Source organism: Citrobacter sp. LJND-P06 (genome assembly GCF_058188415.1).
In genome coordinates this window covers 2203665-2222183 of the sequence record NZ_CP187317.1, presented here as the reverse complement: position 1 = coordinate 2222183, position 18519 = coordinate 2203665, and the positions used below count along the sequence as shown (strand labels likewise).

The following is an 18519-nucleotide window of genomic DNA, read 5'->3' as shown; positions in this document are numbered from 1 at the left end:
CCCGGCTCTTTTCAGTATAACAGCAGTGCAATGAGCCAGACTGCCCACAGCAGCGCAATTACCCCCAACGCCTGGCGAAATTGTTTAAGCGCCCCCTGACGCCGTTCGTCTAACGTTAACCGTTGCAACCTTTCGCGCCGCCAGATGAAAAAGAGCGCAGCCCCCGCCTGTTCGTTATTCTCTTGAGTGATCAGCGCTAAATACTGCGCATCCAGCCAGACTCGCCAGCAGCCAAAGAAGGCTAACCCGCACAGCAATGCGATACCCGCGCGAACTACCCCGGCCTGTCCGACAAACACCACCCACATCAACGGCGGGAGGATAAAAAGCAGCAAGAATCGCCAGCTCGACAAGGTCTGTTTCAGCAGGTGCGACGCGACATCATCGCCATAAGTTACACTGTCACACTTGTTTTCCATTGTTCCAGTAACTCCAGATGTTCAGGGGTGAAGACCACCTGCGGCCGGGCTTCGCGAACACGTGCTACCGCGTGTGCGACGTGCAGTGTCGGGTCGCGCCACAGCAACCATGCCGCAGCCACCAGTGCGCTACGCGAAAGCCCAAGCGCGCAGTGAACAAGCACGCTCCCGTGCGCGGTGCGTAACGCTTCAAGCGTATTTACCGCCAGACGTAGCGTCGCCGGGGTTGGATTCACCAGATCCAACAGGGGAACGCACTGGTAAGCATGTTCGCGCACGGCGCGTGAGCGCGCAAACTCGCTGGTCAGATCCAGTACCGCGCGTGGCGCTGGCGGCGTTCGTGGGTACACGCCCAGAGACACCCCATCCGCAAGCGGGCTGATGGTCGGTAAACGGCGGGTGTAGAGGCGCATAGAAAGCCACATGCCCGCGCGCCAGGGCAACAGCAGCCACCAGGCCGCGTCGCTTAACCGCCCTTTTTCATCCTTTTGCAGCGCGTCGACGCCCAAAACGGCATACGCGAGTGAAACAATCAGCAAGGCAATGGCGGGCCACCACAGCCAGTACGTCATGAAGGTTCCAACCAAACACACCAGCGCGCCCGCAAAATAGCGTCCTGCCAGCGTGCGATGTTTTCCGCCAGCCCATTGCCAGCGCCATTTGCCCTGCACGGGGATCAGCCAGTCAATCAGCATACCAACTGCCAGACCCGTTAGCACATCAATGGCGTGATGCTGCCAGGTCGTCAGCACAGAAACCGCGATCAGCGAAAACCAGCCGGTACTTAGCGCCCGCCAGTCGCCGCTCAGATGGCGGTTGAAATGCCGCCACAGCAGCCAGCATAAAATAATATGCAGTGAGGGCGACTGGTTGTAGGGCAAATCAAACTGTTCAAGCTGACCGAATAACCAGCCCGCCAGACCGCTGATTTCCGGTCTGACAAAGGTAAAACGCAGTGGAAACAGCAGGAAACCAGCGCAGGCGATAAGCGACGCCAGCGCCAGTCGCCCGACCAGCCGGCGTTGTTCATTCAGCGAAGTGCAAATAAACAGCGACAGGCCGTACAGCAGATCCAGGCTCCAGTAGGGAATGATGGTGAACGGCACAAACGGAATATGCCGTTCCCAGTCAAAGACAATGCTGCCGATGCCGTCTCGTCCGGCGGTGAATTGATTGACCTGCCCGTAGGTCAGAAAGAAAAACGGCGCGAGCAACAGCAGCCAGCCGATACCCTGAACAAAAATGGGGCGTTGAACCGTCATGATGCGCGGCGCACCGCCATTGAGACAGTGAAAATGCCCCACTCATCAATCAACTGGGCGCATTTATCGAACCCCGCTTCATGTACCAGCGCATCCATTTCGCCCTGAGTGCGCACGCGCATTACCCACGCTTTACCGTCTTTGTGGCTGGTGAGCGACCAGGCGATGGTTTTTAACTGTGGATGCCAGGGCTGTCCGGTGTAGATCAAAATGCCGCCCGGTTGTATGGCGTCTGCCAGCCCGGCAAGCGAGTTTCGCACCAGCGTGTTGTCTGGAAACAGTTCGTACAGACCGGAGACAATGCCCAGCGTCGGACGCGGCTCAAGCGCGGCCAGTTCCGTGCGGTTAAAGGCATCTCCCCGCTCAAAACGCGCCCTTCCCGCCATCCCGCGCTGTGCGATCATCTCCTGACCTTTCAGCACGTTCAGCTCGCTGTAGTCGCGCAGTAATATTTCGCTCACCGCCGTTTCGCCTTGCAGCGCATCGAGCACGTAGCGGCCGTGACCGGCGGCGATATCAACCACCCGCACAGGCGTTTCCTGCGCGTTCAGTTGCGCGACCGCCTGTTGGATTAGCGTCTGAAGATGGGCTTTACGCTGGCGAATACCTTTCCAGCCCACGCTGTTGAGGTAGTTTTTATCAATCAGACGCCCCAGCACGCCGCTGCCCTGGGGCTGATTGCGATAGACGTAGTCCAGTGTGCTGCCGGAGTCAAAACCGGTTTCAAACCCCACGCGAACGCCCGCAGACTGCGTGCCCAGCATCTTCATGGCGTAGCGCAAACTGCGATACGCGAGATCGTCGACGGAGAACGGTTCTGGCCCGCCGTTTAATATCCGCCAGTTATCGGCGCCAGGGCTCCAGCGGTCTTCGTGGCGGTAATCGAAGAATTGCGGCGGCTTCGCGTAGAGCGTATCGATAAAGTCCCGCATTTTGTCAAAAGCCAGATGACGATCTTTTTCGCCCAGCGTGTCGTGATAAAAACCGGGTAGAACATGCAATTCTTTGTGCGGATTGCGCAGGCGCTGATAAAAATCGATCTGAGGTTGACGATGCACCACGAAATCTTCGCCGGAGACCAGCAGTTGTACCGGTAACGTAATCGCGCCAGCGTCGCTGACAATACGTTCCGCCGTTTTGTAGAGATCGAGCAGAATATTGACGGCAATCGGGCGGGTAATCAGCGGGTCTTGATTGAAACTCGCCACCCGCTCGTGATCGTGCGTCAGATATTTGCCTTTGACATAGGAATTCACGAAGAAAAGTCCGCGCAGGCGGTGCATCAGCGAAAGCCCCTGGCGGGCAAACGGGACGTACAACTTCACCTTAAACGCCGGGGATGCCAGCACCATCCCGCGAATGCGCGGGGCATAGTCATGAGCCCAGGTCGCCGCCATCACCGCGCCAACGCTTTGCGCAACCACCACCACCTCTTCCAGCGCCGCCAGGCTGTCGGCAGCAGCAAAACGCACAAACTCATCGACATCCTTTACCGAACGCGCCAGCGACGGACTGTATCCCCGCACGCCAGGTGAACGCCCATGCCCGCGCGCATCCCAGGCGTAGAACGCGGTGTCTGGCATCGCCAGTTCGTCGACAATATGCTGCAAACGCCCGGAATGCTCGTGTCCACGATGAAACAGGACGATCACTTTGGCGGCAGTCCCTTGCGTCTGTGCGGGCCAGTGGCGATAAAACAGTTCGCAATTGTCGCTGGTCAGAAAATGCCGTTCATCCGGCGTGCGATGTGGGTTCATGAGCGTAGTTTCCTGTTGTTTGTTGCTGAAGCGCCAACAGTTGTTGCTTCAGTTCATCCATAAACACGTTTTTTTCCGGGTGACAAGGCAGCGCCTCACCCACACAGACGTCAATAAAGAGCGGCAGAGGAATTCGATTTCCCCGCGCCATCACCTGTTCTGTACCGCGCAACCAGACAGGAATAATGGGCGCTTCTGGCACCCGTTGGCTCAGATGCCACAGCCCGGATTTCAGCGGCGACAGCTTACCCGGCTCGCCTCGCGTCCCTTCCGGGAAGATAATCAGTATTTTGTTGTCGCGAAGCGCCTGTTCACACTGTGCCAGCGGATTGGCTTCGCCCCCCTGGCGAGTGATGGGAATAATATTGATGATATTCAGCGCAAACCAGGCCATCCATTTGTTGCGCAGAAAATAGTCAGCAGCCGCGACCGGATGGATCTGCGCCTGGCGGCGTAACGGAAACAGCGACAGCAAGGCAAACACATCCATATGGCTGTTGTGATTCGCCACGATGATCGCCGGGCCGTTTTGCGGTAAGCGTTGCCGATGTTTGACCCGCAGCCCCAGCCACAGCCAAATCACCGGCCAGACGATACACAATGAGAACAGCGTTCTAAGCAGTTTTGTCATCATAGGTTAGTAACAAAAATAACGAATAAAATGGAAAAAGACCGGCGCGGTGAAAATCAGCGAGTCCAGGCGGTCAAGGATCCCGCCGTGACCGGGCAATAACGTCCCGCTGTCTTTTACGCCGATATCACGCTTGATGGCCGACATCACCACATCGCCACAGAATCCGGTCACCCCAATTATCACCCCGGCAAGCAGCGCCATCGGCCAGCTTAACGGCGTGAGTAATGGCCCGAGCAACAGCGCCGCCAGCGCCGTAGTCGCCACACCGCCCACCAGTCCTGCCAGCGTTTTATTGGGGCTGACCGTCGGCGTCACCTTGATGCGCCCAATGGATTTCCCCCACAGGTACTGGGCGATGTCGTTAAACTCGGTTAATCCGACCAGGAAGAGAACCAGTAGCGCGCCGGTTTGTTTGTCGTCAGCAGGCAGCACCAGCAGAAAAGCAACGTGACTGAAGGCGAAGACGGTCGTCATCAAACTCCAGTGCAACTGGGAGGCGGTACGCAAAAATCCCTGCGTATCTCCGGCTATCACCATCCGCGCCGGTAAAAATAAAAAGACATACACCGGAATAAACACCACAAACATGCCGTACCAGCCAATGCCGATGAGCCAGTAGTTAATGGGAATGGCAATAAACATCCATAACAGCGGCATACGATCGGAATGACGCGAAGGCACCAGCGTCAAAAACTCTTTTAACGCCATAAAACTGACGATCGCGAAAAAGGTCAGCGCCAGCCAACGCGGGCTTAACATCGCCAGCGAAAACAGGATGATAATGACCCACCAGGTGCGGATACGTAACGTAAGCTCGCGCCAGTCTTTGCCAGGACGCAACCACACCAGCAGCATGTTCACCACCGTTGCCAGAATTAACAGAGCAAAAATGACCGCCAGTGATTTTTCCAGCAACATCATTTCGCCCCCTCTTCACGCAATGCGCTCCGGCAGCGGTTCACCACCGTCCACAGCAGCAGCGCTATCGCCAGTCCCCAGACAAGGTTGTTCCACTGCACAAGCTGAGGCCAGATGGCCAACGCCAGCCCCCACGCGCCAAACACCAGCGCCCTGTCGCTTTTACCTAACGGGCCACTGTAGCTACGTACACCGTTAAGGGTTTGCACCAGCACGCCGCAGAATTCCGTCATCGCGGCACAGAACAGCATCGCCAACACCAGCGGTAACGAACTGGCGGGCAGAAACAGAAACGGCAGGTAAAGTGCAATGTCTGACACGACATCGCCCACTTCATTAAGAATAGCGCCCAGGCGAGATTGTTGATGGCATTCTCGCGCCAGCATACCGTCCAGCGCATTGAGTGCCATGCGAACAAACAGCACCACGGGCAGCAGGAAAAACAGTTTGGGCTCGGGGAAAAAACTTAATATCGCCCCGGTGACCAGGGAAAGTGCCATTGCGGCGAGGGTAACGTGATTCGCCGTCACATGGCGTCGGTTCAGCCAGAACATCAGTGGACGCAGAAGTGCCTGAAACGCGGGTTTTATCTGATAAAGCGTCATTACCTTTCCCTGATAATTGATAGACTTCCCTATAGTGTATCAAGTATTAACAATGGGCTAACGCTTTTCACCCTGTCGGTGAGTAATTCTGAAATCACTCGCAAAAAATGATAACAAGTGAGCGTTATCACCGCATGTCTGCCACCGGTTGGCAGGTATCTGGCAAATCTGACAAATAACCTGGCAAATGTAAGCAAACTGTTTCCACGGCCATATTGCTATGTTAGCGATAGATAAACCGCGCACAAAAGCGGTCACAAACGCAGAACAACACAACAAGACGAGGTTATATATGAACCTGACTCCCCGCAAAACAGCGCTGGCGTTGGCTGTCGCCCTGCTGTGCTCCTGGCAGTCGCAGGCATTCGCGCATGGCAGTGAAGCAAAAATGCTGCCAATGACAAAAACCCTGCAGGATTTTGGCGCAGATGTGCAGTGGGATGACTACGCGCAGATGTTTACCATCAGCAAAGACGGCGCTTTCGTTAAAGTTAAGCCGGGAGCGAAAACGGCCATCGTCAATGGTAAAACCCTGACGTTACAGGTTCCGGTAGTGATGAAGAACAAAAAAGCCTGGATCTCCGATGGCTTTATCAATGACGTTTTTCAGTCCGATCTGGATCAAACCTTCCAGGTGGAAAAGCGCCCCCACCCGCTTAACTCACTGACCGCCGACGAGATCAAACAGGCCGTCGAAATCGTCAAAGCCTCACCTGATTTCAAACCGAATACCCGCTTTACCGAAATTTCACTGCGTGAGCCGAACAAAGAAGAAGTCTGGGATTTCGCCCTGAACGGCACACCGGTGAAACAACCCCGTAAGGCCGATGTCATCATGCTGGATGGCAAAAACATCATTGAAGGCGTGGTTTCACTGGATGACAAAAAGATTGAATCCTGGACGCCCATCAAAGATGCCCACGGCATGGTCTTGCTGGACGATTTCGCCACCGTGCAAAACGTGATTAATGGCAGCGAAGAGTATGCCCAGGCGCTGGCAAAGCACGGCGTGACTGACCCGAAAAAAGTGATCACCACCCCGCTGACCGTCGGCTACTTTGACGGCAAAGATGGATTAAAACAGGATGCGCGTTTACTGAAAGTGATCAGCTACCTGGATGTCGGCGACGGTAACTACTGGGCGCATCCGATTGAAAACCTCGTCGCCGTGGTCGATCTTGAGCAGAAGAAAATCATCAAAATTGAAGATGGCCCGGTGATTCCGGTTCCGCTGACGCCACGTGCGTATGACGGTCGCGATCGCCATGCTCCAACAGTAAAACCGCTGCAAATCGTCGAACCTGAGGGCAAGAACTACACCATTACCGGCGATATGATCCACTGGCAAAACTGGGACTTCCATCTGCGCCTGAATTCGCGCGTCGGCCCGATTATTTCCACCGTCACGTTTAACGACAACGGGAAGAAGCGCAAGGTGATGTACGAAGGATCGCTCGGCGGCATGATCGTGCCTTACGGCGACCCGGACATCGGCTGGTATTTTAAAGCCTACCTGGATTCCGGCGATTACGGGATGGGGACGCTGACCTCGCCTATCGAGCGCGGCAAAGATGCGCCAGGCAACGCCGTACTGCTGAATGAAACTATCGCGGACTACACCGGCAACCCGACGGAGATCCCGCGTGCTGTCGCTATTTTTGAGCGCTACGCAGGCCCGGAATATAAGCACCAGGAGATGGGGCAACCCAACGTCAGTACCGAACGACGTGAACTGGTGGTGCGTTGGATAAGCACCGTCGGCAACTACGACTACATTTTTGACTGGGTTTTCCATCAGAACGGCACTATCGGCATTGATGCTGGCGCCACCGGGATTGAAGCGGTGAAAGGCGTACAAGCGAAAACGATGCACGATCCGAGCGCGAAAGACGATACCCGTTACGGTACGCTTATCGATCACAATATTGTCGGCACCACTCACCAGCATATTTATAACTTCCGCCTGGATTTAGACGTCGATGGCGAGAATAACAGTCTGGTGGCAATGGACCCTGTGGTGAAACCGAACACCGCTGGCGGGCCGCGCACCAGCACCATGCAGATTGATCAGTACAACATCAGTAATGAGAAGGATGCCGCTCAGAAATTTGACCCCGGCACCATTCGCCTGCTGAGCAATACCAATAAAGAAAACCGCATGGGTAATCCGGTGTCCTACCAGATAATTCCTTACGCTGGCGGTACGCACCCGGTGGCGACAGGCGCGAAATTCGCCCCGGATGAGTGGATCTATCACCGTCTGAGCTTTATGGACAAACAGTTGTGGGTCACGCGTTACCATGCCGATGAACGCTTCCCGGAAGGCAAATACCCGAACCGTTCAACGCATGATACGGGGCTTGGCGAGTACACCAAAGACAACGAGTCGCTGGACAATACCGACACCGTGGTCTGGATGACAACCGGCACTACCCACGTTGCCCGCGCGGAAGAGTGGCCGATGATGCCAACCGAATGGGTTCATACCCTGTTGAAACCGTGGAACTTCTTTGATGAGACGCCGTCGTTAGGCGCGAAGAAAGAGAAGTAATGTTGGGAGATGTGAAAAACGGCGCGCTGCGCCGTTTTTTTATCCCTGAATAAACAGCGATTCCAGCAGAGATGGTCTGCAACCGATTTTTGCTTTATCTGAATGTCTATGGATTTAAATCTAAAAAGACGGGCAGAGGTTTCTTTTCAGGCGTTTAGCCCGCGAAGTCAGTTCCACTGGCTATGCAGGTGATTTTTGCGAGGGTAAGGGGGCGGGAGAAGAGTACGATTTGCTTAGTTTTCTGTTGATGGATTATCCGGCCTGTCACAGGAGGTGCCCGGTAAACAACACGCTACCGGGCATCCGTTCAGAGATTAATAACGTACGCACACCGACTTGGTTTCACACCAGCCGTCCAGCCAGTCAGGGCCGAAATCACGCCCGGTGCCGGACTGTTTCATTCCGCCAAACGGCAGGTTGGCATCGATCAGCGTATGGCTGTTAACCCACACCGTTCCGGCCTGTAAACGGTCAGTATATTCCAGCGCTTTGCTGATATTTTGCGTCCAGACACTCGCCGTCAGGCCGTATTCCGTATCGTTCGCCAGTTGAAGTGCTTCTTCGCCATCCGCCACGCGTACGAGGTTAACGACCGGGCCGAAAACTTCTTCTCGCGTCAGGCGCAGATTCGCATCCGGGTTGACGACCAGCGTCGGCGTCACGTAGTAGCCTTTCGCGTCCGGAATTGTCGCGCCGGAGATAAGCTCTGCGTGGTTGGCACGGGCATCGTCAAGGAAGGTCTGTACTTTGTCGCAGTGCGCCCGGGAAACCAGCGGGTTAATCTGCGCCTGTAACGACATACCCGGCCCGATGCTCAATGATTTGACGGCCTGCTCAAAACCGCTCACCAGCGTGTCAAAGAGCGGGGCTTCAATGTAAATGCGCGAACTGGCCGCACACACCTGCCCCTGATTCAGGAAGCTTCCGGTCATCAGGCCTTCAATCACCCACTGCGGGTCGGCATCTTTGAGCACAATCGCCGGGTTTTTACCGCCTAACTCCAGCGTCACGCCGGTCAGCCGGTCTGCCGCCGAACGCGCGATGTTTTTCCCCGTCGCCGTTGACCCCGTAAAGCTGACTTTCGCGATATGCGGATGGGTGGTTAACGCTGCGCCGCACACGGCACCGCTGCCGGTCACCACGTTGAAGACGCCATCCGGTATCCCCGCTTCTGTCGCCAGTTCCGCGACACGCAGCAGCGTAAGCGGCGTAGTTTCAGACGGTTTGATAACGATAGAGCATCCTGCCGCCAGCGCAGGCATCACTTTCCACATCCCAATCATCAGCGGGAAGTTCCACGGCACAATCCCGGCGACCACACCGACGGGCTCTTTACGCGTCCAGGCCTGATAACGCGCGCCTTGCGGCAGCGGAATCGAAAGATCCAGCGTTTTACCGGCAATTTTGGTCGTTAACCCGGCGGTATAGCGCATCCAGTTCAGCGTGCAACCGACTTCAAATGCCCGGGCAATGGCGATCGATTTCCCCTGCTCCAGCGTTTCGAGCTGCGCCAGTTCCTCGCTGTGCTGTTCGACCAGATCGGCGAAACGCAGCAGGATCCGCTCACGTTCAGCCGGTAATTTCCCTGCCCAGGTGCGAGAAACAAAAGCGCGCCAGCCGGACATCACCGCGCGATCGACATCGGCGACGCTGGCGTCTGCCGTTGAGCCGATCACCTCACCGGTGGCCGGGTTGTAAATACTGAGCCGCTTATCGCCATCGGACGGCGTCTGGCGCCCATCAATCCAGAGCCCATGCTGCCTGTCCAGAAAGTGTTGTACCGCGGCGAGGACGGTGACCTGTGTATCAGACATACATTCTCCTTAGTATTGCAGGTTGTCCAGACAGTCTATGCCGCCTTCACAAAACAGGCTTTTTGCTCTGTGACAATCGCTTTGTTTGCTGTGACAGGCTCCGCAAATACCAAGAATAACCCCTACAAACGCTATGCCCGGCGAGCGTTATTTCCTATAGTCACCCACAACGCCCTTGCTATTTGCAACATTAAAGCAACAGAAATAAAACAATGCATAAGGCAGCGAGATAAAAATGGCTGGTGTGAGCAAGATGGATCAATACGAACAGTGGCTGGCGCAGATCAACCAGGTTTGCGGCAGCTTTGCCGCCCGCCCGTTGGCGGGAGAATTTGTTGGCGAACTGGAGTCCAGTTTTGCTAACAATCTGAAGTTAAGCACGGTCACAGTGGGCGGGGTAAATCTGTTCCGAACCCCCCAGGAAATTAAGCACAGCAATGACGCCTGGTTTTATACCGTGTTCCAGCTTGACGGTAAGGCCGTCATGGAACAGGACAATCGCCAGATTGAACTTGAAACCGGCGACATTACGCTGATCGACGCCTCGCGCCCCTGCTCTTTTTACTGGCCGGCAAAAGCCCGTCAGGTTTCACTGTTGCTGCCACGGCAGATGCTCGAACAACACTTTCGCTTTCAGGAAGTCAGCACTGCGCAAAAGCTCTCGCGGGATCTGCCTACCGTGCAACTGAGTCACCGACTTTTGCAGGAAAGCATGAGCAACACGGGCATGAGCGAGACAGAAAGCGAAGCGGCGCTGGAAGCCATCGTGTGTCTGTTACGGCCGGTGCTGCAACAGCAAGAGATCTTGCAGCCGCGTAAAGAGCGGCAGTTTCGCAATGTGTTGTCGCTGATCGACGCGCATATCCAGTCAGAAGCGCTTCGCCCGGAATGGGTCGCCGCCGAGAGTGGTATGTCAGTACGCAGTTTATACCGCATGTTTGCGGATAAAGGTCTGGTGGTGGCGCAGTACATTAAAAATCGCCGTCTTGATCTTTGTGCGCAAATGCTGCGTACGGCTAACGGAGAAGAGAAGCTGGCGGGTATTGGCTATGCCTGGGGATTTACCGATCATAGCCATTTTTCGACTGCCTTTAAGCAGCGCTTCGGCATTTCGCCGGGAGAATACCGTAAGCGCTATCGCTAATTATTTTTGCATCCATTTCCCGTTGATGCCCTGAACATACTCACCGGGCTTCGCACGGTCGACCAGCTTTTGCCCCGCCATTTTCGCCACTTGATCAACCGGAATATGATTGGTTTCGGCCAGTTGTTGATAACTGGCGCTGCGCGCCTCATTGATTTTTTTCACCAGCGTTTGCGTTTCTGCGTCGTTTTTCAGCGCGACCAGATAGCCATTCAACGTTTCCCCGACACGCCCCTGGGTTCTGGCGTCGTTGAGGGTCAACGCCAGCACATTGCCGCTCAGCAAACTCAGAATAAGCACCGCCAGTGTTAGCTGTTTTCTCATCATGACCTCAGAATAAATCGCTGCGCGACTTCAGTAAGCTTTCCACGTCTTTATCCACTTTGATATGAATTTCATGTTCAATTTTGACATTCATATTAATGGTTATCGGTTCCTCCGGCGCGGCGACTTCAATACGGGGCGTACACCCGGTCACTAACGCAGAGGCACACAGCGCCAGCATGGCGGTCATCGTTTTCATTGTTGTTCCTCACATTCCTTGCCTTCCGGGCAATGGGTTTCTGGCAACGCTGTATTTTGTTCTAGCCATGCCTGTAAATTGTCGCCAAAACGCAGGCTGCGCCAGAGCGTAAACACATTTTCTTCATGGGTGTAGTTCAGATTTACCCGCCCCACTTTTCCATCAACGCGACTGCTGCCTGCAATCGTCGCCTGCATGGTTAATACACCCAGATTATCTAAATTGATTTTCGTCCAGGAATGGGCAATTTCCATATAACGTAGCCAGTTGATCGCAGCACCCGCAGCCATATTGTCCTTGACCACGGCGTCGGCGGTGTCTTTGTCAATACGCAAGGTCATCGGGCCAGGATTCGTCAACCAGCCGTCTTTGATTATCCATTTTTCATTGTTTAGCCAGAGTGGTAAGGCGCCGCTAACCGGGCCGGACATGGCAAACTGTTTCGGATTGACCGCGCTGATAAGCTCGCTTGACGAGATGTTCTGGACACGCAGAAGTGCCGGGTCGTGCTGTGGCATCCGCAACTGCTGCATAGTGATTTTCCCGCCCAACACATCGACGCTGACATCGCTCAGCAGCAGAGGATCCTCTTCGCTCCAGGGATAATTCCCCTGCAGGTCGGCCGTAATATTTTTCGCCGTCACCTGGTTGACGACTTCTGCGATACGTAATGACACCGGCCCTCGGGTGCCCAGTTGCCAGACACCGGCGCTAAAACGAAACGGCAGCACAAAATCCACGCCATTGATTTCGTTGTCCGGCATCCACGCGCTACCGCCTTTCAGCACGCCGTGACCGCCCGCTTCAAAACCCTGCTCCTGCGCTGCGGAGAATGCAATCTGCGCATATAGGTCACCTTCGCGTAATTTCATCTTCCATTCAGGCGGTATTAACGGCTGAAAGACCGTCAGTGACTGCTTTGGCCACCAGGCCTGTCCACGCAGACGCACACCATCCCAGCGCCCGTTCACCCGTACCGGGCCGATTGCCCCAGCATGCAGATCGCCTTTATATTGGAAAAACGTGGGATCGCGGCCTTCGACGCTGAATTTCAACGTTGAAGGCGGTAACACGCTGCCGCCGGTAAAGGTTGTTTTCCCCGCATCAAAGGACAATGCACCGCTAAAGGCCGGTTTCTTCGCGTCGCGAACCCACACGACCGGGTGTTCAAGGATCAGACGCGGGCTATCCACCTGCATGGTGCCGTATTGCAGTTGGTCAAATCCGGTAGACAGATCGGTGAGGGTGATGGTTTCGTCATGCCACTCGCCCCGACCGGCGACGTCCCAGTGGGCATGCATCGGGGTAAAACTGCCCGTTCCCCAGTAGCGCCACTGCCAGCGTCCCGCATCAGGAAGAAAGTCATTGGCCATGCCATCGAGGTGCAGAACAAAGTCGCCCATTTTATTCTCGTGAGCGCGCAAAATGGCCTGCAAACGACCGTCGACCCCACGCGGCGTCACCTTCACGCCCGCCAGCGGCCAGCGGATCTCATCAATATCCAGAGAATCTATGACCCGGCCACGGGAGCGCAGCAATGCGCCTGGCGCAAAGTCCAGTTGCGGCGCAGCCAGACTCCCGGTGAGCTGTGCGGGTAAAATGGCGTAGAAAATCAGGTCGCCCTGTTTCGCTTCCCCGGTGACCTGCAATGGCATCTCGCTGTTATCCATGCTGAGTTTCCCCGGCCCGAACGTCAGCACCGCGTTCCCTTTCCCCGCATCGCCCTGGGTAAGCACGTTCAACCGCCCGCTCACAAGCGCATTTTCGGGGCCAGCCTGCCAGTTCTCGATTTTGAGTCCCATCCGCCCGCTGAGCGGAAAACCCTGATACGGCCACGCCCAGCGCCCGTCGCTAATGGTGAGCTTTTGACGCGTCACTTCCCAGGGGAGATCCAGCAGCGGATCCGGGTTATCGCGTGCCATCACCACCAACTGCCCGGCGTTGTCGCGCCAGTCAATTTCGGCATCCACCAGCGAGGGTTCCTGCGGCAGGCTAAGTGTCGTCACGGCGTGACCGCTTACGGGCAGCCCGTCGGGAACTAACGGCAGAGTGAACTCCCCGACCAGTTTTACCGGCGGCTGTTGCTCGAAAGCGGAGACTTCCAGTTCACTGACGGTGAGCGTCTGCCCGCGCAGGTGGCCCTGGAAAATGACTTTATCGCCCTGATAACGAACTTGCTGGAGAGTGGGCGTCAGAGAGACCGACAGTTTCCCCTGCCACTCCTGCCAGGGCGAAAGGATAATTTTGTCGATAGTAATCCAGGTATTCGGCAGCATAGACTGCCATTCAGCCAGCGTTTTGGGTGCCGCTGGTGAGGGTTCGGCTTCGGGGAGTTTTGCCAGACAGGCTGAATCAAGCTCGATTGCGCCAACGTTTAACCGCCAGCGGCTCGGGTGAGAAAGCCCGGCCTCGGTGACCTTCGCTAACTGGCAGTCGCCGACCAGGTAGCGCAGTTCAGGAATATGTAATCCATCACGCGTGATACGCGGACTCTTATCCAACGCGATACGCGTACCCACAGGCAGCCAGATCCCTGCCAGTGTGGGAACCCATAACCCCAGCGTCATAATCAACGTCAGCGGTATCAGGGTCAATAATAGAAGTAGTGCGAGAACGGCTTTATATTTACCCTTCATGGGTAGTTAATGTCCTGATTTAGCAAAAAAATATAGCCGATTAAGGCCCGTATTGTGGCATGTTTGATCGTACTGTTACAGAAGGCGCCACTAATAAGGATAGATCCTCTTTAATTATATGTAATATTTATATAATACAGATTTTACATAAAGATATCTAATTAATCAGGCACATAGCGCTTAAACCCCTCGCGGCGATAGTGTGCAGCTTTGCTGCCAAATACGCGCCAGGCTCCCAAATGCCCCCAGGAACTGGATATTTGATGCCAGAGTACTGTGATTATCGAAGCGCTTTGCAGGGCCCCTGACTGCTAACATCAACGCAAACGCCTGTGGGATGTACACTGAGCGGTACAGTCGCCGGGGTATTCTTCGATCCGTTTTTTCGGCTGCTTATCATTTAACCCGGAATCGGTTGCCTGTGAATATCAGGTTGCTCATCTCTGCGGTTTGCCCGGTCAGTATAAAGGGAGTCAACCGCGCAATACGGTGTAATGCACTACGACGGCGAGTGATGGCGGCGTATTCTGAGCATGTCTGATTTCAGTAACGCTTTAATTATAAGGGCAAAAAGAAACCCAACGATCCACAGATGCTTCAGCCTCTTTTTATGAGGGACAGCTAACTTAATTTAGTTCGAAAAAAAAGCAAAATTAATCAAAAAAGTAATATGAAGAATTGTCATAATATTATGATATTTTTTAATGAGCATCATCATGATCACTTTATTGCAAAAAAAACGCAAAAAAAATATAACGCTTTTTTTACTGCTTTCTATTAGTACATTCTTGTGTCTGTGGCTGACGCCGTTAAACAACACCCATTACGCGCTTTCACTCTACCCCGTCATTGCCACTTTTACGGGCGCCCTGCACATCCAGATAGGGAGCTTTATGATAATGAACTACTTAAGCTACCGTAAAAACAAGCATCTATTACCCCTGGCATGTGCATTTCATAGTTCAGGAATACTTTTATTTATCGCCTTATTCACTTATTTCTCAGGCACCGTTCCGAACAGTACCGTCTTTAATGACATCGCCATATTACATACGCTAAGAATTATACTCACCACCGGATTGTTTATCGTTGCGATCTATTTATACAAAAAAGAAAAAAGTCAACAAAAGTATCACAATGCGATTTTTTATTCCGTTTTCCTGTGGTGTATTTTACACCTGGTCGTCGCCATCCTTTATTCAACCAATACAATCTCACCGCCTTTACAATTGGTCAATCCTGTTACCTTCGAGTGGTTATATCCCTGGCATGGATTGTTCATTTTCACTTTTATTTTGCTGTGGGCAGGCATCGTCTATTTTATCCTCAGCCTGACGAAACTTAAAAACCAGTTCTGGCTAAGTATGTCGCTCGTAGGTCTGAGCAATTTACTGATTTTTATAATATTTTTTAAATATCCTTACATGAATTCAGCGGGCTGGTATCTTGCCAGGGGAGTAGAATGCCTGAGTTCGATGGCGGTGATGACCGTATTAATGTCCGATATATTCCATCGTTTTAAAGACTCACGCCAGGCCTATGCGCTTTCGTACGAAAATTCAGTTCGCGACCCAATGACCCGCCTCTATAATCGTGGATATTTTTATAACTCACTAAGCAATGAAATCAAAAGCGTTCACGCACAAAGACCGCTCAGCATTATTTTTTGCGATATTGATCACTTTAAGTCAGTGAATGATACGTGGGGACATTTGCAAGGGGACAGAGTCATTATCAAACTTGCAGCGTTAATGGTAAGCCTGGTTCGGGAGCACGATATTGTCGCCAGAATTGGGGGTGAGGAGTTTGCGGTTCTCCTCCCTGACTGTGATTCAGAAAGTGCGCAAAATATTGCCGAAAGGATGCGAAAACAGATAGAGCAGGCAACCCCCGCAACAACGGACGGTGATTTTCCACGAACCATCACTGTCAGCCTGGGTATCGTTTCTTCGGTTGATTGCTCTGTGGCAACTGAGCAACTCGCAGATTGGGCAGATCGCGCGCTTTATATGGCAAAAAATCAGGGGCGCAACCGGGCGGTTGTCTTTCCTGAAGAGCTGATGTCGCAAAGTACCGTGTGACAGTCAATTCACCGCAGCCTCCATTCTCCTCCTGAATGGAGGCATCACCGACCTCCCTCAGTAAACACCCCGAATCACATCAACACGCTAAACGACAGAATGCCTGTGGCGCTGTATCAGAGTGCTGAAAGTAAAGAACGCAATCTGATTTTAACGGGCTACCTACATGGGCACTGGATGCTCTAGAATTATTCATTATGTCCATGTCTATCAATTACTTTTTAGATTTTGTAAGATAATTTTAATCATGTTAATGTGAATCCATTATCACCGGAGAAAGTCTTATGAAACTCGCTATCTATAGCACTAAACAGTACGACAAGAAGTACTTGCAGCAGGTTAACGAGGAATTTGGTTTTGAACTTGAATTTTTTGACTTTCTGCTGACCGAAAAAACAGCAAAAACGGCGTATGGCTGCGAAGCGGTGTGTATTTTTGTTAACGATGACGGCAGCCGTCCGGTGCTGGAAGAGCTGAAAAAGCATGGCGTTAAGTACATCGCCTTGCGTTGTGCCGGGTTCAATAACGTGGATCTGGATGCGGCAAAAGAACTGGGGCTACAGGTTGTGCGTGTCCCGGCCTATTCTCCAGAAGCCGTGGCTGAACATGCCATTGGCATGATGATGACGCTCAACCGTCGTATCCACCGCGCGTATCAGCGTACCCGTGATGCGAATTTTTCTCTGGAAGGTCTGACCGGTTTTACGATGCACGGTAAAACGGCTGGGGTTATCGGTACGGGGAAAATTGGCGTGGCCACGCTGCGTATTCTGAAAGGTTTTGGCATGCGTCTGCTGGCGTTTGATCCCTATCCCAGCGCAGCAGCCCTTGAACTGGGTGTAGAGTATGTCGATCTGCCCACGCTGTTTGCCGAGTCGGACGTTATCTCCCTGCACTGTCCGTTAACACCGGAGAACTACCATTTACTCAACCACGCCGCATTTGATCAAATGAAAAATGGCGTGATGGTCATCAACACCAGTCGTGGCGCGCTGATCGACTCCCAGGCGGCAATCGACGCGTTGAAAAACCAGAAAATTGGTTCACTGGGAATGGACGTTTACGAGAACGAACGCGATCTGTTCTTTGAAGACAAGTCGAATGATGTGATTCAGGATGACGTTTTCCGTCGCCTTTCTGCCTGCCATAACGTGTTGTTCACGGGACATCAGGCCTTCCTGACGGCGGAAGCGTTGATCAGCATTTCTGAAACGACGTTACAGAACCTGAATCAACTGTCCAACGGTGAAACCTGCCCGAACGCGCTGTTCTAACCTTTTCGCTCCCCTGCCATCAGGGGAGCATTTTCAGATAATCACCAATGATTTATCTGACCATATTATTATTATGGTAAATATTCCCCATTATCGAATGTAGAGAACCATCATGCAAAAAATCGTCACGCTGGTTGCACTCAGCATGCTAATGGCTGGTTGTGTGAGTAACAGCAAAGTGTCCGTTAACAGCGATCAGCTTCAGCACCACCGTTTTGTTCTTGAGAGCGTTAACGGCAAGCCGTTCCCCGCCAGCAAAAATCCCCCGGAACTCAGTTTTGGTGAAAAAATGACGGTTTCGGGAAAAATGTGTAATCGCTTCTCCGGCGAAGGCAAACTTTCTGACGGCGAACTGAAAGTGAAAGAGATGGCGATGACGCGCATGATGTGTGCCGATCCGCAGTTAAACGAACTGGATAACACCATCAGCACCATGCTCAGGAAAGGCGCGCAGGTCGACTTAACCGCCAACCAGTTGACACTGGCGACGGCGGAACAGACGTTAACGTATAAACTGTCAGATTTAGTGCAGTAAATCGGCGGCGATTAATAGCTGCCGCAGCTCCCGGCGGCGAGCGACTGTTCACTACAGCGTTTGCCGTTGGGTAATGCGCACATGCCGATGGCCGAACCATCAAGCTGGCGAGCCACAGAGAGCGAACCGCCAATCATGGCGCAATTAGCCTCACCAGAGCTGGACATTGCCGCTCTTAAACCGGGCGTCACATGCGCGGCCGTTGCCTGCTGAACAGGTTCACTACTGCAGGCCGACAATAATAAGGCGGCACACCCCACCAAAAATGCTGCGCGCATTTCTCTCCCCTCTAAAAATTTACCCAGAACAACACCGCCATAAATAATAGGCAGCGGAATCTGCGGCGTCGAGAGGCAATGTGCGCAT

Annotated in this window: 16 protein-coding genes; 5 read left to right on the top strand and 11 right to left on the bottom strand. The window is 53.4% G+C overall.

Annotated features, from left to right (window positions below; genetic code table 11):
* Window positions 1-11: 11 nt before the first annotated feature.
* From ACO7SM_RS10640 to ACO7SM_RS10615, 6 genes are read right to left on the bottom strand one after another with little or no spacing between them, the layout of a single operon-like run.
* Window positions 12-419 carry a hypothetical protein gene (locus ACO7SM_RS10640; protein ID WP_490470769.1) on the bottom strand — a complete coding sequence of 136 codons (408 nt, stop codon included), beginning with the start codon at window positions 417-419 and terminating at the stop codon, window positions 12-14.
* Window positions 395-1681, bottom strand: a complete 1287-nt coding sequence (locus ACO7SM_RS10635) for a phosphatase PAP2/dual specificity phosphatase family protein (RefSeq protein WP_490470768.1) — start codon at window positions 1679-1681, stop codon at window positions 395-397. The genes ACO7SM_RS10640 and ACO7SM_RS10635 overlap by 25 nt, the downstream gene beginning before the upstream one ends.
* A complete protein-coding gene (locus tag ACO7SM_RS10630; protein WP_490470767.1) occupies window positions 1678-3438 on the bottom strand; it encodes a bifunctional alpha/beta hydrolase/class I SAM-dependent methyltransferase in 1761 nt (586 codons plus the stop codon). Before ACO7SM_RS10630 ends, ACO7SM_RS10635 begins: the two co-directional genes overlap by 4 nt.
* Entirely contained in the window at window positions 3413-4069 is a 657-nt protein-coding gene (locus ACO7SM_RS10625) for a lysophospholipid acyltransferase family protein (RefSeq protein ID WP_490470922.1), read from the bottom strand. Before ACO7SM_RS10625 ends, ACO7SM_RS10630 begins: the two co-directional genes overlap by 26 nt.
* A gap of 6 nt (window positions 4070-4075) precedes the next feature.
* A complete protein-coding gene (locus ACO7SM_RS10620) occupies window positions 4076-4993 on the bottom strand; it encodes a phosphatidate cytidylyltransferase (RefSeq protein ID WP_490470766.1) in 918 nt (305 codons plus the stop codon).
* Complete coding sequence (locus ACO7SM_RS10615; RefSeq protein ID WP_490470765.1) at window positions 4990-5595, bottom strand: CDP-alcohol phosphatidyltransferase family protein; 606 nt, start codon at window positions 5593-5595, stop codon at window positions 4990-4992. The genes ACO7SM_RS10620 and ACO7SM_RS10615 overlap by 4 nt, the downstream gene beginning before the upstream one ends.
* Before the next feature lie 292 nt (window positions 5596-5887).
* On the opposite strand from ACO7SM_RS10615, the gene tynA reads away from it, so the two are divergent.
* Complete coding sequence (tynA, locus tag ACO7SM_RS10610; protein ID WP_490470764.1) at window positions 5888-8146, top strand: primary-amine oxidase; 2259 nt, start codon at window positions 5888-5890, stop codon at window positions 8144-8146.
* Window positions 8147-8460: 314 nt separating this feature from the next.
* Here the strand turns inward: tynA and ACO7SM_RS10605 are convergent, their stop codons facing one another.
* Window positions 8461-9960 (bottom strand): aldehyde dehydrogenase family protein, encoded by a 1500-nt coding sequence (locus ACO7SM_RS10605; RefSeq protein ID WP_490470763.1) that lies wholly within the window; start codon window positions 9958-9960, stop codon window positions 8461-8463.
* Window positions 9961-10195: 235 nt separating this feature from the next.
* Between ACO7SM_RS10605 and feaR the strand changes: the two genes are divergently transcribed.
* Window positions 10196-11104 carry a transcriptional regulator FeaR gene (gene feaR, locus ACO7SM_RS10600; protein ID WP_490470762.1) on the top strand — a complete coding sequence of 303 codons (909 nt, stop codon included), beginning with the start codon at window positions 10196-10198 and terminating at the stop codon, window positions 11102-11104.
* Here the strand turns inward: feaR and ACO7SM_RS10595 are convergent, their stop codons facing one another.
* The 3 genes from ACO7SM_RS10595 to ACO7SM_RS10585 are packed head-to-tail and all read right to left on the bottom strand — an operon-like array spanning window position 11105 to window position 14263.
* The gene (locus ACO7SM_RS10595) at window positions 11105-11428 is read right to left on the bottom strand and encodes a YdbL family probable chaperone protein (RefSeq protein ID WP_490470921.1); all 324 of its coding nucleotides are present in this window, start codon (window positions 11426-11428) and stop codon (window positions 11105-11107) included.
* 7 nt (window positions 11429-11435) lie between these two features.
* Complete coding sequence (locus ACO7SM_RS10590; RefSeq protein ID WP_162382189.1) at window positions 11436-11627, bottom strand: YnbE family lipoprotein; 192 nt, start codon at window positions 11625-11627, stop codon at window positions 11436-11438.
* Window positions 11624-14263, bottom strand: a complete 2640-nt coding sequence (locus ACO7SM_RS10585) for a YdbH family protein (protein WP_490470761.1) — start codon at window positions 14261-14263, stop codon at window positions 11624-11626. Before ACO7SM_RS10585 ends, ACO7SM_RS10590 begins: the two co-directional genes overlap by 4 nt.
* A 716-nt stretch (window positions 14264-14979) precedes the next feature.
* Between ACO7SM_RS10585 and ACO7SM_RS10580 the strand changes: the two genes are divergently transcribed.
* From ACO7SM_RS10580 to hslJ, 3 genes are all read left to right on the top strand, one after another.
* Window positions 14980-16344 (top strand): sensor domain-containing diguanylate cyclase, encoded by a 1365-nt coding sequence (locus tag ACO7SM_RS10580; RefSeq protein WP_490470760.1) that lies wholly within the window; start codon window positions 14980-14982, stop codon window positions 16342-16344.
* 284 nt (window positions 16345-16628) lie between these two features.
* Window positions 16629-17618 carry a 2-hydroxyacid dehydrogenase gene (locus ACO7SM_RS10575; protein WP_203361092.1) on the top strand — a complete coding sequence of 330 codons (990 nt, stop codon included), beginning with the start codon at window positions 16629-16631 and terminating at the stop codon, window positions 17616-17618.
* A gap of 112 nt (window positions 17619-17730) precedes the next feature.
* Window positions 17731-18153 carry a heat shock protein HslJ gene (gene hslJ / locus ACO7SM_RS10570; RefSeq protein WP_192612319.1) on the top strand — a complete coding sequence of 141 codons (423 nt, stop codon included), beginning with the start codon at window positions 17731-17733 and terminating at the stop codon, window positions 18151-18153.
* A gap of 11 nt (window positions 18154-18164) precedes the next feature.
* Here hslJ and ACO7SM_RS10565 read toward each other — a convergent pair whose 3' ends face one another.
* On the bottom strand, window positions 18165-18431 hold the full coding sequence (locus tag ACO7SM_RS10565) for a putative hemolysin (RefSeq protein WP_490470759.1): 267 nt from the start codon (window positions 18429-18431) through the stop codon (window positions 18165-18167).
* Window positions 18432-18519 lie beyond the last annotated feature (88 nt).

What these genes read in the sequence shown, in the direction of transcription:
- ACO7SM_RS10590 (WP_162382189.1), bottom strand. Translation starts at nt 11,627, where the DNA reads ATGAAAACGATGACCGCCATGCTGGCGCTGTGTGCCTCTGCGTTAGTG.
- ACO7SM_RS10580 (WP_490470760.1), top strand. Translation starts at nt 14,980, where the DNA reads ATGATCACTTTATTGCAAAAAAAACGCAAAAAAAATATAACGCTTTTT.
- ACO7SM_RS10625 (WP_490470922.1), bottom strand. Translation starts at nt 4,069, where the DNA reads ATGACAAAACTGCTTAGAACGCTGTTCTCATTGTGTATCGTCTGGCCG.
- ACO7SM_RS10615 (WP_490470765.1), bottom strand. Translation starts at nt 5,595, where the DNA reads ATGACGCTTTATCAGATAAAACCCGCGTTTCAGGCACTTCTGCGTCCA.
- ACO7SM_RS10635 (WP_490470768.1), bottom strand. Translation starts at nt 1,681, where the DNA reads ATGACGGTTCAACGCCCCATTTTTGTTCAGGGTATCGGCTGGCTGCTG.
- ACO7SM_RS10620 (WP_490470766.1), bottom strand. Translation starts at nt 4,993, where the DNA reads ATGATGTTGCTGGAAAAATCACTGGCGGTCATTTTTGCTCTGTTAATT.
- ACO7SM_RS10565 (WP_490470759.1), bottom strand. Translation starts at nt 18,431, where the DNA reads ATGCGCGCAGCATTTTTGGTGGGGTGTGCCGCCTTATTATTGTCGGCC.
- ACO7SM_RS10585 (WP_490470761.1), bottom strand. Translation starts at nt 14,263, where the DNA reads ATGAAGGGTAAATATAAAGCCGTTCTCGCACTACTTCTATTATTGACC.
- ACO7SM_RS10605 (WP_490470763.1), bottom strand. Translation starts at nt 9,960, where the DNA reads ATGTCTGATACACAGGTCACCGTCCTCGCCGCGGTACAACACTTTCTG.
- tynA (WP_490470764.1), top strand. Translation starts at nt 5,888, where the DNA reads ATGAACCTGACTCCCCGCAAAACAGCGCTGGCGTTGGCTGTCGCCCTG.
- hslJ (WP_192612319.1), top strand. Translation starts at nt 17,731, where the DNA reads ATGCAAAAAATCGTCACGCTGGTTGCACTCAGCATGCTAATGGCTGGT.
- ACO7SM_RS10595 (WP_490470921.1), bottom strand. Translation starts at nt 11,428, where the DNA reads ATGAGAAAACAGCTAACACTGGCGGTGCTTATTCTGAGTTTGCTGAGC.
- ACO7SM_RS10575 (WP_203361092.1), top strand. Translation starts at nt 16,629, where the DNA reads ATGAAACTCGCTATCTATAGCACTAAACAGTACGACAAGAAGTACTTG.
- ACO7SM_RS10630 (WP_490470767.1), bottom strand. Translation starts at nt 3,438, where the DNA reads ATGAACCCACATCGCACGCCGGATGAACGGCATTTTCTGACCAGCGAC.
- ACO7SM_RS10640 (WP_490470769.1), bottom strand. Translation starts at nt 419, where the DNA reads ATGGAAAACAAGTGTGACAGTGTAACTTATGGCGATGATGTCGCGTCG.
- feaR (WP_490470762.1), top strand. Translation starts at nt 10,196, where the DNA reads ATGGCTGGTGTGAGCAAGATGGATCAATACGAACAGTGGCTGGCGCAG.